12 protein-coding genes are annotated in these 14,302 nt (G+C 67.4%); 5 read left to right on the plus strand and 7 right to left on the minus strand.

The features are described from left to right. Nucleotides 1–182: 182 nt before the first annotated feature. Both V2S85_RS09760 and V2S85_RS09765 read right to left on the minus strand, forming a co-directional pair. Nucleotides 183–2,054 (minus strand): hypothetical protein, encoded by a 1,872-nt coding sequence (locus V2S85_RS09760; RefSeq protein ID WP_330702670.1) that lies wholly within the window; start codon nt 2,052–2,054, stop codon nt 183–185. 35 nt (nt 2,055–2,089) lie between these two features. Continuing rightward, nucleotides 2,090–3,328 carry a TIGR04063 family PEP-CTERM/XrtA system glycosyltransferase gene (locus tag V2S85_RS09765; RefSeq protein ID WP_330702671.1) on the minus strand — a complete coding sequence of 413 codons (1,239 nt, stop codon included), beginning with the start codon at nt 3,326–3,328 and terminating at the stop codon, nt 2,090–2,092. 65 nt (nt 3,329–3,393) lie between these two features. Here V2S85_RS09765 and V2S85_RS09770 point away from each other — a divergent pair, with 65 nt between their 5' ends. The 3 genes from V2S85_RS09770 (at nt 3,394) to ctrA (ending at nt 5,897) form a co-directional block, all read left to right on the plus strand. Next, the gene (locus V2S85_RS09770; protein WP_330702672.1) at nt 3,394–3,588 is read left to right on the plus strand and encodes a hypothetical protein; all 195 of its coding nucleotides are present in this window, start codon (nt 3,394–3,396) and stop codon (nt 3,586–3,588) included. Then, nucleotides 3,581–4,948 carry a putative O-glycosylation ligase, exosortase A system-associated gene (locus V2S85_RS09775; RefSeq protein ID WP_330702673.1) on the plus strand — a complete coding sequence of 456 codons (1,368 nt, stop codon included), beginning with the start codon at nt 3,581–3,583 and terminating at the stop codon, nt 4,946–4,948. Before V2S85_RS09770 ends, V2S85_RS09775 begins: the two co-directional genes overlap by 8 nt. Before the next feature lie 253 nt (nt 4,949–5,201). Continuing rightward, nucleotides 5,202–5,897: a response regulator transcription factor CtrA gene (gene ctrA, locus V2S85_RS09780; RefSeq protein ID WP_008832472.1), complete on the plus strand. Its 696-nt coding sequence runs from the start codon at nt 5,202–5,204 to the stop codon at nt 5,895–5,897. 189 nt (nt 5,898–6,086) lie between these two features. Here the strand turns inward: ctrA and V2S85_RS09785 are convergent, their stop codons facing one another. Together V2S85_RS09785 and V2S85_RS09790 are read right to left on the minus strand one after the other, a co-directional pair. Next, on the minus strand, nt 6,087–6,785 hold the full coding sequence (locus tag V2S85_RS09785; RefSeq protein WP_330702674.1) for an LrgB family protein: 699 nt from the start codon (nt 6,783–6,785) through the stop codon (nt 6,087–6,089). Then, nucleotides 6,782–7,180: a CidA/LrgA family protein gene (locus V2S85_RS09790; RefSeq protein ID WP_330702675.1), complete on the minus strand. Its 399-nt coding sequence runs from the start codon at nt 7,178–7,180 to the stop codon at nt 6,782–6,784. Before V2S85_RS09790 ends, V2S85_RS09785 begins: the two co-directional genes overlap by 4 nt. A gap of 74 nt (nt 7,181–7,254) precedes the next feature. On the opposite strand from V2S85_RS09790, the gene trmB reads away from it, so the two are divergent. Continuing rightward, on the plus strand, nt 7,255–7,971 hold the full coding sequence (gene trmB, locus V2S85_RS09795; RefSeq protein ID WP_330702676.1) for a tRNA (guanine(46)-N(7))-methyltransferase TrmB: 717 nt from the start codon (nt 7,255–7,257) through the stop codon (nt 7,969–7,971). Nucleotides 7,972–8,272: 301 nt separating this feature from the next. On the opposite strand, the gene V2S85_RS09800 is transcribed toward trmB, so the two are convergent. After that, entirely contained in the window at nt 8,273–10,537 is a 2,265-nt protein-coding gene (locus V2S85_RS09800; RefSeq protein WP_330702677.1) for an NADP-dependent malic enzyme, read from the minus strand. 137 nt (nt 10,538–10,674) lie between these two features. Between V2S85_RS09800 and mutS the strand changes: the two genes are divergently transcribed. Beyond that, complete coding sequence (gene mutS / locus V2S85_RS09805) at nt 10,675–13,272, plus strand: DNA mismatch repair protein MutS (RefSeq protein ID WP_330702836.1); 2,598 nt, start codon at nt 10,675–10,677, stop codon at nt 13,270–13,272. A gap of 43 nt (nt 13,273–13,315) precedes the next feature. Here mutS and V2S85_RS09810 read toward each other — a convergent pair whose 3' ends face one another. Together V2S85_RS09810 and V2S85_RS09815 are read right to left on the minus strand one after the other, a co-directional pair. Then, the gene (locus V2S85_RS09810) at nt 13,316–13,687 is read right to left on the minus strand and encodes a (2Fe-2S) ferredoxin domain-containing protein (RefSeq protein WP_330702678.1); all 372 of its coding nucleotides are present in this window, start codon (nt 13,685–13,687) and stop codon (nt 13,316–13,318) included. A gap of 144 nt (nt 13,688–13,831) precedes the next feature. Beyond that, entirely contained in the window at nt 13,832–14,272 is a 441-nt protein-coding gene (locus V2S85_RS09815; RefSeq protein WP_330702679.1) for a DUF2497 domain-containing protein, read from the minus strand. Nucleotides 14,273–14,302 lie beyond the last annotated feature (30 nt).

Raw genomic sequence — 14,302 nt, forward strand, 5'->3', positions numbered from 1 at the left:
CGGCATAGTGACCCCACGGTCCCCATGACGATTCAGGGACCGTTTTGCAATGGCGAACAAGATGGGCCGCGCAGCAACATGGCGCGAATGACGGTATTCTCGGCATTTTATTATCAAAAACCCCGCCCGGATTGCGCCGGACGGGGGTTTTGTGTGTTCAGAAAGCAACGCTGTAAAGGGACTCAGGCCGCTCCGCTCATCCGCTGGAGCGTGGCCAGAGCCGCGCGCAAGGCGCGTTCGGTGGCCTCCGGATCGTTGCGGGGAGCATCGAAGGGGCGCTCCTCGGGTTCCGGCGGGGCCTCGCCCACGGGATCGGGCAGCAGCACGGGGCGGCCGAAGGGAGCGGGTTCGTCGGTGGCATCGGCAGCATCCTCGGCGGACACGACCGGCGTTGCGTGGGCGATCTCGTCGCCGGCCTCGTCGGGTTCGCCGAACTGGAGGAACGGCTTGCGCACCGCCGCGTGGCGCGAAAGGTTCAGCAGCGAGGAATAGCCCTGCTGCAGGACGACGTCCTCGTCCTCATCCTCAGCCTCGGGGTCCGCCGTGAACGGGCTCGACGGGAAGGGAATCGCGGCGTGCGGGTCGAAGCCCGGCGCCTCTTCGCCGTAGCCGTCCGCCTGCGAAGCCAGGCCGATATGACGCGGCGGCACGTAGCCGGGCAGCGGCTCGGCATGATCGTCACCGATCGGGTCGAGCCCGACCGGGCGCAGCGTCGTCGGCATCGCAGCGACAGGCGAAACCGGCGGCCAGGCTGCCTCGGGCTCCTGCGGCTGCGTTTCGACGAAACCTTCCGCAACCTCATGCCCGATCACCGGAGCGGCGAACGGGGCCACGACGGCTTCCGGCACGATCGCGACCGCCTCCGCGGCGCGGCGCGCTTCCTCGCGGCGGCGCTCCATGGCAAGTGCGAGCCGCTCGAGCAGTTCGACCTGCGACAGCGATCCGAGATCGGTCCGGACGATGCGATCGGCGGCGCCATGCGCTTCGAAAGGGGCTTCCTCGGCGGCTTGCGCCAGCGGGGCCGGATCGACCTCTTCGGCGGCGGCGACGTGCGGAGCGAACGCGGGCGCATCGACGGCGCTATCGTCCGCAGCTTCGGCCTTTTCGTCCTGCTGGGTGTCGCTAGGTGCCGCCTCGGTGTCGTTCTGTGCCGTCCAGTCGCCTTGCGGCAGGCGCGGCAGGAGCTTGAATCCGGGCTCGGCGCCGGAGATCGATACCGAGACCGAATCGTCGGCACGCGGCGAAAGTTCGCGCGAATAGGCTTCGAACAAGCGGCTGCCGATCGGCGCGGTGACCTCGGTTTCGGCCCCGGATGCTTTCTGGCCGGCTTCCTCGGCGGCTTCGAGCTGCGCCTGGAACACTTGCGCGCCCGGAGGCGTGGTGAACACGCCGCGCTGGGAGGTGAAGCCCGGCGCCGGATCGCGCCATGCGGACTCGGCATCGAGCCAGGCGGGCAGATTGTCGCTCTCGTCGATGTCCTCTGCGGCGACCGGTTCGGGAGCGGCGCTCTGGAACGCGGCGGGACGGTGGAAAACCGCTTCGGCGGGGGCTTCGTCGAAGCTGTCGATGTCGAATTCGGCGACGTTGAGGATTTGCGCGGCCTCGATCGTCGCGGCGACGTCGCCGGGCAGCGGCGCGCGCTCCTCGGCCGCCGGGGCGGCCTCGGGCTCGATCGCCAGGGCGCGGCGGCGGCGGGTTCCGGTGGCGACCGGTGCCGGCTGCTCCCCGGTATCCTCGACTGCTTCGGCCTCGATGCCGTCACGGCGCTGGAGCGCGGGCGCGCCTCTGGAGATGCGGCGCGCGATCACGCCGCCGATCGCGGCGCCAAGGCCGGTCATGCCCAGCGCCAGCAGGATCCGCATGGTCGTGCCGAGCGGCGGCGCGGCCATCGGGATCACCTTGTCGATCCCCAGCAGCATCACCACGCCCTCGATCGTCGAGGAACTGACGACGATGCTGCCCAGCCCCGCGAGCGCGCCGAACCACAGCGCGACGATGGCGGGAAACAGCGGGTGGCGGGTGATCGGCTGGTCGGAGCCTCTGGAATCGGCCACTGGAATTACCTCGTGTGTTGGACCTTTGCGCGCCATCAGGCGGCGGCTCCCAGCCCTGCTTGATCGGTCTTTGCTGCCAGCATTTGGTAAACGAGAGGATAACGACGGGCGTTCTCGGCCCAGTCGTGCCGGGTTTCCACATGTTCGCGGCCCGCGTTCCGGTAGGATTCCCAGTCTTCGCGGGCATCGAGCAGCCGGGCCAGCGAATCGGCGCAGGCCTGTGCATCGTCGGGGGTGAACAGCACTCCGGTCAAGCCATCGGTCACCAGTTCGCGGTGGCCGCCGACGTCGCTGGCCGCGACGAGCTTGCCCTGCGCCATCGCCTCGAGGGGCTTCAGCGGCGTGACGAGGTCGGTCAGGCGGCTCTTCTTGCGCGGATAGGCCATCACGTCGCACAACGCGTAGTAGCGGTCGACCTCATGGTGCGGCACGCGGCCGACGAAGCGGATCGCCTCCGCCACCGGGGAGGCCGCGGCCTGCGCGCGCAAGGCCTCCTCGCGCGGGCCGCCGCCGACCATGAGCAGCTTTGCGCGCGGCTGGCGGGCGACGAGCGCGGGCATCGCGTCGATCAGCACGTCGAGCCCTTCATAGTCGTAGAAGCTGCCGATGAAGCCGATCACCGGGCCGTCCAGACCCAATTCCCGTGCGAAGTCCTCGTCGCGCGGAAGGGGAGTGCCGAACAGCGCAAGGTCGACCCCGTTGGGCATGACGGTGATCTTGCCTTCGGGAATGCCGCGGGCGGCAAGGTCGGCCCGCAGGCCCTCGCAGATGGTCACCACCGCATCGGCCTCGCGCACCACATGCGTTTCCAGCGCGCGGGTGAGCCGATACTTGAGCGAGCCCTCGGTCCCGGTGCCATTGCCCACGGCGGCGTCCTCCCAGAAGGCGCGGATCTCGTAGACGAGGGGAATCCCGTAGCTGCGTGCCACCTTCAGCGCGGCCTGGCCGCACAGCACGGGACTGTGCGCATGGATCACGTCGGGACGCCACTGCTGCACGACTTTGTCGATGCCCGCCGCGAACAGGCCGATCTCGCGCCATTCGCGCAGGCCCGGCACACCGGATACCGGGCCGGACAGCTTGCCGCCGGCGCGGTGGAACAGGAGGCCGTCATGTTCCTCGACCACCCCATCGCCCTCGTTGTAGCGCGGGCCGGTCACCGCCCGCACGTCGAGCCCCAGCGCCTGCTGCGCCTTGAGGATCGCGCGGGTGCGGAAGGTGTAGCCGCTGTGGATCGGCAGCGAATGGTCGAGCACATGAAGAATGCGGGTCATAGGTCGCATTTCCTAGCGGGGAACGCTTAACGCCGCGTCAACTTGGGTCTGCTAACCGGCTGGCAATGGTTGATATCCTGGCCCTCGCCATATCGCACGGACTGCTGCTGCTTGCGGCATGGCGCCTGGTGTGGCGTCCGGACCTCGATTCGGAAGGGCCGGACCTCAATGCGCGCAAGCGCCGGGGGCCGGGCACGCCGATGCGGGTGAACCGCGCGGCGGCGGGCGAATCGACCGGGGAATCGGACGGCGATGCTTAATCTCGGGCTCACCGGCTTCTTCGCCTGCCTCATCCTGCTCGGCCTCAAGCGGCCGTTCATCTGGGTGTTGTGCTATCTCTATGTCGACATCGTCGCCCCGCAGATCATCTCCTGGGGCTTCCTGACGCAACTCCCGACATCGCTGATCGCCTTCTCGGCGGCCTTCCTCGGCTGGCTGGTGTTCGACGACAAGAGCGATTCGCGCTTTACCTGGCGGCAGGGGCTGATGGGGGTGCTGCTGCTCTATTGCGCCATAACCACGCTGCGCGCCGACTATCCGGTGGAAGCGCTGACCAAATGGTCGTGGGTGTGGAAGGCGCTGGTCTTCGCGATGTTCCTGCCGCTGACCCTGCGCACCCGCCTGAGGATCGAGGCGGTGGCGCTGGTCATGGTGCTTTCGGCCAGCGCGCTCATCATCGACGGCGGGCTCAAGACCGCGATGGGCGGCAGCGGCTACGGCACCTTGCGCATCTTCGTGGACAACAACACCGGCCTTTATGAAGGCTCGATCATCTCGTGCGTCGCCATCGCGCTGATCCCGGTGGCGGTGTGGCTGGCGAAGTACGGGACGATCTTTCCCTCCGACTGGCGGGTGTGGCTGTTCACCGCCGCGCTGATCTTCGCCTGTTCGCTGATCCCGATCGGGACGCAGGCGCGCACCGGCCTCGTCTGCCTGGGGATTCTCGCGGGGCTCTACTTGCGCACCGCCAAGCACCGGGTCGCGCTCTCGGCGGGCATGGCGCTGGCGGTGGTGATCGCCACGCCGTTCCTGCCGCAGAGCTTCCTGGCGCGCATGAACACGATCGAGGATCACCAGTCCGATCAGTCGGCGGGAACGCGAATCGGCGTGTGGAAGTGGACGATGGGCTACGCCAAGGACCATCCCTTCGGCGGCGGATTCGAAGTCTACCTGTCGAGCAAGGTCGCCTATGACACCGTCTCCACCTCCAGGACCGGCAGCAATGTCACCATCACCCGCACGCCGATTATAGAGACCGGCCGCGCCTTCCACTCCAGCTATTTCGAGATGCTGGGCGAGCAGGGCTATCCCGGCTTTGCCCTCTGGCTGCTGCTGCAGATCTCCGGCCTTGTCCAGATGGAGATGATCCGGCGTCGGTGGAAGGATCGCCAGGAGTCGCACGAGGCATGGGCGGCACCTCTGGCGGTGGCGCTGCAACTGGCGCAGGTGGTCTACATGATCGGCTCGCTGTTCGTGGGCATCGCCTTCCAGCCCTTCATCCTGATGCTGATCGGCCTGCAGTGCGGACTGTGGAGCTACCTCAAGCGGATCGACCGCCCGGCCGCGCGGCAACGCTTTGCGCCCCGGCCCATGCGGGTGCCGGGCGAGGCGGCAGGTTAAGATACGCGCCGGATCAAATCGTTTGCATTTTTGATCCGAGCATCCTTAACATTAACCAGCATCCACCGTTCTGGGCAGCAGTGGCGCGGCTCGCGCGCCTCGACGCCGACCAACCCATTAAAAATCCTTAAGGGAAAATCCGGCGTTTACGACGAATTAACCTTTAACCTTCATTGGTCATATGGTTAATACAACGCAATGTCCGCAAAGGCTGCGTCAGCCGCGGGCATCGGGGGCAAGAAGGAACCGACCCATGCGAGTGCTGCTGATCGAGGATGAACCGACCACGGCCCGGGCTATCGAGCTCATGCTGACGGCGGAAGGATTCAACGTCTACTCCACCGATCTGGGCGAGGAAGGCCTCGATCTGGGCAAGTTGTATGACTACGACATCATCCTTCTCGACCTCAACCTGCCGGACATGCACGGCTACGACGTGCTGAAGAAGCTGCGCGTCGCCAAGGTGCAGACGCCGGTGCTGATCCTGTCGGGCATCTCGGAGATGGACAGCAAGGTCCGCTCGTTCGGCTTCGGCGCGGACGACTACGTGACCAAGCCGTTCCACCGCGAGGAACTGATCGCCCGCATCCACGCGGTCGTGCGTCGTTCGAAGGGCCACTCGCAGTCGGTCATCCGCACCGGCAAGCTGGTCACCAACCTCGACGCCAAGACGGTCGAGGTCGATGGCGCCCGCGTGCACCTGACCGGCAAGGAATATGCGATGCTGGAGTTGCTCTCGCTGCGCAAGGGCACCACGCTGACCAAGGAAATGTTCCTCAACCACCTCTACGGCGGCATGGACGAGCCTGAACTGAAGATCATCGACGTCTTCATCTGCAAGCTGCGCAAGAAGCTCGCGCATGCCTGCGGCGGCGCCAACTACATCGAGACCGTGTGGGGCCGCGGCTACGTCCTGCGCGATCCGGACGAAGCTGCCGAAGCGGCATAAGCCAGATTACCCTGCACCCCTTGCAGGAACCAAGGCGGCCTGCCCTCTCGAGGGGCGGGCCGTTGTTTTGTGAGCGGCTGGGCCTTGCCGCCGGGGCTTCGACAAGCTCAGCCTGAGCGGTTTTGAGAGCTGGTTTCTAAACCCCGCTCAGGCTGAGCTTGTCGAAGCCCCCGGCGGCCACGCACACCCTCAAACTAGCAGCGCCACCACCGACAGCAGCGCCGCCGTCACCACGGCATTGAGCGCCATCGCCAAGCTCGCCATCGCGCCAGCCGTCGCGTCCACCTGAAACGCCCGCGCGGTGCCGATCCCATGTGCGGCAACGCCGAGGGCAAAGCCGCGCGCGCGGTAGTCACCCAGACCCAGCGCATTGAGCAGCGGCGTCGCGACCATCGCGCCGAAGACGCCCGCGAACAGCACGATCACCGCCGCCAGCGCCGGGACACCGCGAAGCTGCCCCGCCACGGCCATCGCGACGGGCGTGGTGGTCGCCCTCGGCGCGATCGAGGCGAGGATCTCGCGCGGCGCGCCGAACAGCACCAGCACGCCGACCGCGCTGACGATCGAGGTCACCGCGCCCGCACCCAGCGCCAGCACGATCGGTATGGCCAGCCGGCGAATGCGTGCCCGCTCGCGCCAGACCGGCACCGCCAGCCCGACGACCGCCGGGCCGAGCAGGAAGCTGACCGGGAACGTCGCGGCCTTGTATGTTTCGTAGGAGGTGCCGCTCGCCAGCAGCAAGGCGATCAGCACCGGGGTGGTCCAGAGCACCGGATGCAGCAGCGGATGGCGGTTGCAGCGCTTCGATAGGGAGTCGAAGACCTCGAACACGCCCAGCGTGACCGTCAGCCAGAGCAGCGGCGTCGCCAGCAGTGCGGGATCGCTCACGCCTCGCCCTCCGGCACGAAGCGGGCAAAAGCCCAGCGGAATACCAGCGCCGTCACGATCAGCGTCAGCAGCGTGGAGGCGACCGTGGCCGTCACCAGCCCCACGCCGTACCGCGAAAGAACCGGGCCTTCCTCGATCAGCCCGACGGCGGCGGGAACGAACATGATGGACAGGTGCGCGGTGAGCCAGCCGGTCACCACGGTCAGCGTCGGCCGCTCTCGCGGGACCAGCGCCAGCCATCCGACCAGCAGGACCATGCCGATGACCGCGCCGGGCAGGGGCAGGCTCGTGATGCGATGGATCGCTTCGCCCGCAAGCTGGCAGGCGAGAAGGAGGAAGATGGCGCGCAGCATGACCGGGATAAAGCAGGGCGACACATGCTCGGCAATCCGCATTTCGGTCCGCCAAGTTGCGCCGCGCAACTATGCGCGATTGCGAGTCCCGGCCCCCTTGTGTATCGGCGCGCGCCATGACGGCTTACAAATCAGGCGATCCGACCACGCTCAACCGCCTCTACGGCCGCGCCAAGGGCAAGCCCCTGCGCGCCGCGCAGCAGGGCCTCGTCGACGACCTGCTTCCCCGTATCTCCATGCCCGAAGAAGGCCCGATCACCGCGCAGGTGCTGTTCGGCGACGATCGCCCGCTCCACTTCGAGATCGGCTTCGGCGGCGGCGAACACATGGCGCAGCGCGCCGACATGCTGCCCGACCACGGCTTCATCGGCGCCGAGCCCTTCCTCAACGGCGTGGCGCAGGCACTTACCCACGTCAGCGGCGACAACGGAGCGCACCCGCCGATCGGCAACGTGCGCATCCATCACGGCGATGCACTGGAAGCGCTGGCGCGCATTCCGGACGGCTCACTCTCGTTCCTCTACCTGCTGCACCCGGACCCCTGGCCCAAGGCGCGCCACGCCAAGCGCCGGATGATGAACGACGGTCCGGTCGACATGTTCGCCGCCAAGCTCAGGCCCGGCGGCGAGTTCCGCTTCGGCACCGACCACGCGATCTACCTGCGCCACGCACTGATGGTGATGCAGCGGCATACCGAACAGTTCGAGTGGCTATGCGAGAAGCCCGGCGACTTTCAGGTTCGCCCCGGCGGTTGGCCGCAGACTCGCTACGAGCACAAGGCGCGTACGGTTTACGGGCATGAGGTGTGGTACTTCCGGTACAGGCGGAAGTAGAAGTCCTGGGGCCATCGCCCCAGACCCCCATACTGTCGTCGCTGCGCGTGCAGCGGCGTTGGGGGCTACGTCCTCCCCATTCGTCATTGCGAGCGTAGCGAAGCAATCCAGGGCAGTGTTACTCCGCGCTGGATTGCTTCGCTGCGCTCGCAATGACGAGGGTGGGGATATGCCAGCGGAATCGCGCCGCAGGCTTTATAAGTCTCCCGACGAAGCCTTGGCGGAACGACGTCGCTTCGCGCATGACACCGACGGTGTACGGGGTGCAGGGGTGGTAAACCCCTGCATTTTCCCCTTCAAATTAGCCCGTAATCCCCGCAGCCGCCAATGCCGCCAACGTCAGCACATCCGGCGCGATGGCGGTCATCGGCACGATCTGCACCGGCTTTTCCATGCCCAGCAGCATCGGCCCGATCGAGGTCGTGCCGCCGATCTCCTTGAGCAGCTTGGCCGAGATGTTGGCCGACTGCAGCCCCGGCATGACCAGTACGTTCGCCGGAGCGGACAGGCGGCAGAACGGGTAGAGTTCCATGATCTTCGGGTTCAGCGCCGCGTCGGGGGCCATCTCGCCCTCGTATTCGAAGTCGACCTGCTGCTCGTCGAGCATGCGGATCGCCTCGCGCGTGGCGTCGAGCCACTTGCCTGCCGGGTTGCCGAAGGTCGAGTAGCTGAGGAAGGCAACGCGCGGTTCGTGGCCCAGCTTGCGGGCGACGGCGGCGGTTTCCTTGGCGATGACCACCAGTTCCTCGGCGGTGGGGCGCTCGTTGATGGTGGTGTCGGCCATGAAGACGGTGTGGTTCTTGCCGACCATCATGTGGATGCCGCAGGGCAGTTCGCCCTCGGCCGGGTCGAGAACGCGGCGCACTTCCTTCATCGACTGCGCGAAGGGCCGGGTCATGCCCGTCACCATCGCATCGCCGACGCCCAGCTTGAGCAGGCCGGAGGCGAAGATGTTGCGGTCGGTGTTGCACATGCGCTGCACGTCGCGCTTCAGGAAACCGCGGCGCTGCAGGCGGTCGTAGAGCATCTCCACCATCGGCTGGACGTGCTCGGAGACCATCGAGTTCTCGATGTGGAAGCTCTCGGGGTTGGGGACGCCGAGGTCGGCCATCTTGTCGAGGATCGCCTGGGTACGGCCCACCAGGATCGGTTCGCCGTAGCCGAAGTCGCGGTACTGGATCGCGGCGCGCAGGACGACTTCGTTGTCGGCCTCGGCGAAGATCACGCGCTTGGGGTTGGCCTTGAGCTGCTCGTAGACGCGGGTGAGCACCGAGGTGGTCGGGTTGAGGCGGGCTTTCAGCTGGTCGCGATAAGCCTCGAAGTCCTCGATCGGCTTCTGGGCGACGCCCGAATCCATCGCGGCCTTGGCCACGGCCATCGGCACCACTTCCATCAGGCGCGGGTCGAAAGGCGCAGGGATGATGTAGTCGCGGCCGAACTGCTGCGTCTCGCCGCCGTAGGCCGCCGCGACGTCCTCGTGGACCTGCTCGCGCGCCAGTTCGGCGATGGCGGTGGCGGCGGCGATCTTCATCTCCTCGTTGATCGCGGTCGCCCGCACGTCGAGCGCGCCGCGGAAGATGAAGGGGAAGCCGAGCACGTTGTTGACCTGGTTCGGGTAATCCGAACGGCCGGTGGCGACGATCGCGTCGGGGCGCACCGCCTTGGCGTCGGGCGGGGTGATCTCCGGGTCCGGGTTGGCCATCGCGAAGATGATCGGCTCGGGCGCCATCGACTTGACCATCTCGGGCGTGATCGCGCCCTTGGCCGAGAGGCCGAGGACGACGTCAGCGCCAACGAGGGCTTCGGTCAGCGTGCGCTTGTCGGTCGAGACGGCGTGGGCGGACTTGAACTGGTCCACGCGCTCGCGGCCCGGATAGATCACGCCCTTGGTGTCGCAGACGAGCACGTTCTCATGCTTCACGCCCATCGACTTGATGAGCGAGGTGCAGGCCAGTGCCGAGGCGCCCGCGCCGTTCACCACGACCTTGATCTCGTCCAGCTTGCGGCCGGTGATGAGGCAGGCGTTGATGAGGCCCGCCGCCGCGATGATCGCGGTGCCGTGCTGGTCGTCGTGCATGACCGGGATGTTCATGCGTTCGCGCAAGGTCTGCTCGATGATGAAGCATTCCGGCGCCTTGATGTCTTCAAGGTTGATGCCGCCGAAGCTGGGCTCCATCATCGCGATGGCCTCGATCAGCGCATCGGTGTCCTCGCTGGCCAGCTCGATGTCGATCGAATCGACGTCGGCGAAGCGCTTGAACAGGACGGCCTTGCCTTCCATCACCGGCTTCGACGCCAGCGCGCCGAGGTTGCCCATGCCCAGGATCGCGGTGCCGTTGGAGATGACCGCCACGAGGTTGCCCTTGGCGGTGTAGTCGTAGGCGGTGGCGGCATCGTCGGCGATGGCCTGCACCGGCACGGCGACGCCCGGCGAATACGCGAGGCTGAGGTCGCGCTGGGTCGCCATCGGCTTGGAGGCGATGATCTCGATCTTACCCGGGCGCTGGGTCTGGTGGTAGAACAGCGCCTCGCGATCGGTGAACTGGACCTTGGACTTATCGGACAAAGCTTGATCTCCCCAGATTTGCCAGAGGCCCTAACGGATGAAATCGCGACGCGATAGGGGAAAGGATGTCCTACCGCGCTTCCCAAAATGACAGGTGCGCCGCTAACGCTGCTGGCATGACTTCCGGCGCGACTCCAATGATGGCGCAGTACCTTGCGCTGCGCGAAGAGGCAGGTGACTGCCTGCTGTTCTATCGCATGGGCGACTTCTTCGAGCTGTTCTTCGAGGACGCGAAGACGGCGAGCCAGGTGCTCGACATCGCGCTGACCACGCGCGGCGAGCATCTGGGGCAGCCGATCCCGATGTGCGGGGTGCCGGTGCACGCGGCCGAGGGCTACCTCGCGCGGCTCATCAAGGCAGGCTGCCGCGTCGCCATCGCCGAACAGACCGAGACGCCTGCAGAGGCCAAGGAGCGCGCCCGCAAGGAGGGCCGCGCCTCCAAGTCGCTGGTCGCGCGCGGCATCGTGCGCTTCGTCACGGCGGGCACGCTGACCGAGGAAGCGCTGCTGGAGCCGCGCCGCGCCAATGTGCTGGCGGCGGCCTGCGAAGTTCGCGGGATCGTCGGCATCGCGGCCTGCGACATCTCCACCGGCCGCATGGAACTGGAAGAGTGCGCGCCCGAGCGGCTGGCGGCGGCGCTGGCCCGCCTCGGCGCGAGCGAGCTGGTGGTGCCCGAGGGCTGGGATCAGGCTCCCGATGGCGCCATCGGGCGCGGCGGCCACGAATTCTCCTCCGACGGCGGCGAGGAGCGGCTGAAGCTGGTCCACGGCGTAGCCACGCTCGACGGCTTCGGGGCCTTCACGCGGGCGATGCTCGCGGCTGCGGGGGGGCTCATCGCCTATCTCGACCATGTCGGGCGGGGCAAGCTGCCGCTGCTGCTCCCGCCCGAGGCGCGCGCGAGTGACGCCGCGCTGGCGATGGACGAAGCCACGCGCGCCAGCCTCGAAATCCTCGAAGCCTCAAGCGGCGGACGCAAGGGCAGCCTGATCGACGCGATCGACCGCTGCGTCACCGGCGCGGGCGCGCGCCAGCTGGCCGACGACCTCTCGGCCCCGCTGACCGACCGCATGGCGATCGCCGAGCGGCTGGAACTGGTCGAATGGCTCCACGGCGATGCGCTGCTGCGCGAGGACATGCGCGCCGCGCTGCGGGCACTGCCCGACGTGGGCCGCGCGCTGGGCCGCGTGGTGGCGGGGCGCGGTTCTCCGCGCGATCTCGGCCAGCTGCGGGATGGCCTGAGCGGGGCGCGTCGGATCGCCGACCGGCTGGGGCAGATGGATGACGTGCCGGTGCTGCTGGACCGGGTGCTGCCCGATCTTGGCGGGCATGGCGCACTGGTCGATCACTTCTCGCGCGCGCTGGTGGAGACGCCTCCGACCGAACGCGGGCAGGGCGGCTACATCGCCAGCGGCTACGACGCCTCGCTCGATGAACTGCGCTTGATGTCGGGCGATGCCCGCCGTGCCATCGCTGCGCTGGAGGCGAAGTACCGCGAGGAAACCGGCGTCGCCTCGCTCAAGATCAAGCACAATAACGTGCTCGGCTACTTCATCGAGGTTGCACAGCGCCACGCCGACAAGCTGATGGAGCCGGACAGCGGCTTCTCGCACCGCCAGACGATGGCGGGCGCGATGCGCTTCAACGCGCTGGCGCTGCATGAGGAAGCCGCGCGCATCACCGAGGCAGGCGGCCATGCCCTCGTGGCGGAGGACGCACATTTCGAGACGCTGGTGGCCGAGGCCGTCGCCGCGCGGCGGGAGATCGCCCGCACCGCCGCCGCGCTGGCCCGCATCGATGTTGCCGCCGGTCAGGCCGAACGCGCCGCCGAGGGCAACTGGACGCGCCCGCAAGTGGTCGATGGCCTTGCGCTGGAGATCGAGGGCGGGCGGCATCCGGTGGTGGAAGCGGCGCTTAAAAGCCAGGGCGAGCGCTTCGTGGCGAACGACTGCCGCCTCGCCAGCCATGACCGGCTGTGGCTGATCGGCGGCCCGAACATGGGCGGTAAATCGACCTTCCTGCGCCAGAACGCGCTAATCGTGCTGCTCGCGCAGGCAGGCGGCTTCGTGCCCGCCAAGGCGGCGCGGATCGGCATGGTCGACCGCCTGTTCAGCCGCGTCGGCGCTTCGGACAACCTCGCGCGGGGGCGTTCGACCTTCATGGTCGAGATGGTGGAAACCGCCGCCATCCTTGCGCAGGCGAGCGAGCGCAGCTTCGTGATCCTCGACGAAGTCGGGCGCGGCACGTCAACCTATGACGGCCTCGCGCTGGCGTGGGCGGTCGCCGAGGCGGTGCACGAAACCAACCGCTGCCGCTGCCTTTTCGCCACGCACTATCACGAGATGGCGCGGCTGGCCGAGACCTGCGAGGCGCTTTCGCTCCACCACGTCCGCGCGCGCGAGTGGAAGGGCGACCTGGTGCTTCTCCACGAACTGGCTGAAGGGCCGGCAGATCGCAGCTACGGCCTCGCTGTGGCGCGTCTTGCCGGGGTTCCGCCCAAGGTCATCAGCCGCGCCAAGTCGGTGCTGGAGAAGCTGGAGAAAGGCCGCGCCGAAACCGGCGGCCTCGCGGCGGGCCTCGGCGACCTGCCGCTGTTCGCCGCCGCGCAAGAAAACCGCGAGGAAGAGTGCGACGCCCTGCGCGACAAGCTGCGCGACATGGACATCGACGCCCTCTCGCCCCGCGATGCGCTGGAAATCCTCTACGACCTCAAGCGCGAGGCAGGCAGCGAAGGCTGAGGTTCATCATGGCATGCGCAGCGCGCCATGAACTCATCCCCGTTTACCGGGAAGGGGCGTGCAGCCGGTATTCCTCCACCGGCTCGCCACCAATCAGGTGGCGCTGGATGATCGTCTCCAACACGTCTTCGTCACACGAATGATACCACACACCATCGGGCCAGACGACCGCGACCGGGCCCGCATGGCAGATACGCAGGCAATCCGCCTTGGTGCGCGCGACGCCGCCCGAACCATCCAGCCCGAGCTGCTTGAGCCGCTTCTTCAGATACTTCCACGCGGCCTGTCCCTTCTCGGGAGAGCAACACTCACCCTTCTGCGGCTCCGCGCAGATGAAGATGTGGCGGCGGATCACGTCGCTGCCGGTTTTGGCGAATGCCGCCTCGGCCTTTTCGATATCGCGGATCGCGGTCATGCCTGCAGTCTCCATCGCCCTGTCCGCTCGGCACGGCAACAGAGGGGATGGCGCGCAGTATCAGGCAACGCAAGGCAGGGCTTTGACATGCAGCGAAGGTAGGAAGCCCGCTGCCCAAGGTCCAGCCCCGCCAGCGCGAAAGCGTCAGCCCTTCTTGCCGACGATCCGTGCGATCTCCGCTGCGACGAGCCGCTCGACCAGCGGCGGCAAGTGGCGATCGAGCCATTCGGCCAGGGCAGGGCGCAGCAGTTCGCGCGCCAATGCTTCCAGCGAGGTCTCGCCCGAACGGACGATCTGGGGCGGGGCGCCGGGCTCTGACAGCATCGCGAGCGCGGCCAGCGATTCCCGCATCGAATCGCGCGCCTGAGGGGGAAGGAGAGGGGCATCGTCCTCGACCGAAGACGGAATCTGCGCCGTCTCCTGAAGTTCGAGAACGTCGTCGTCCTCCTCCTCGAAGGTCGGTTCGGGCTCTCGCATCAGGCGTTCAGTGCGGCCGGTGCGGGTCTCCAGGCGACTGTCACGCGCGATGACCTGTTTGATCGACTGGAGGATCTCCTCGACCGAAGGCTCACCGTTCTGACGCATTGGCTAGAAAATCCCTGTTCACCGCGCGCG

Source organism: Novosphingobium resinovorum, from assembly GCF_036352595.1.
GTDB lineage: Bacteria > Pseudomonadota > Alphaproteobacteria > Sphingomonadales > Sphingomonadaceae > Novosphingobium > Novosphingobium resinovorum_B.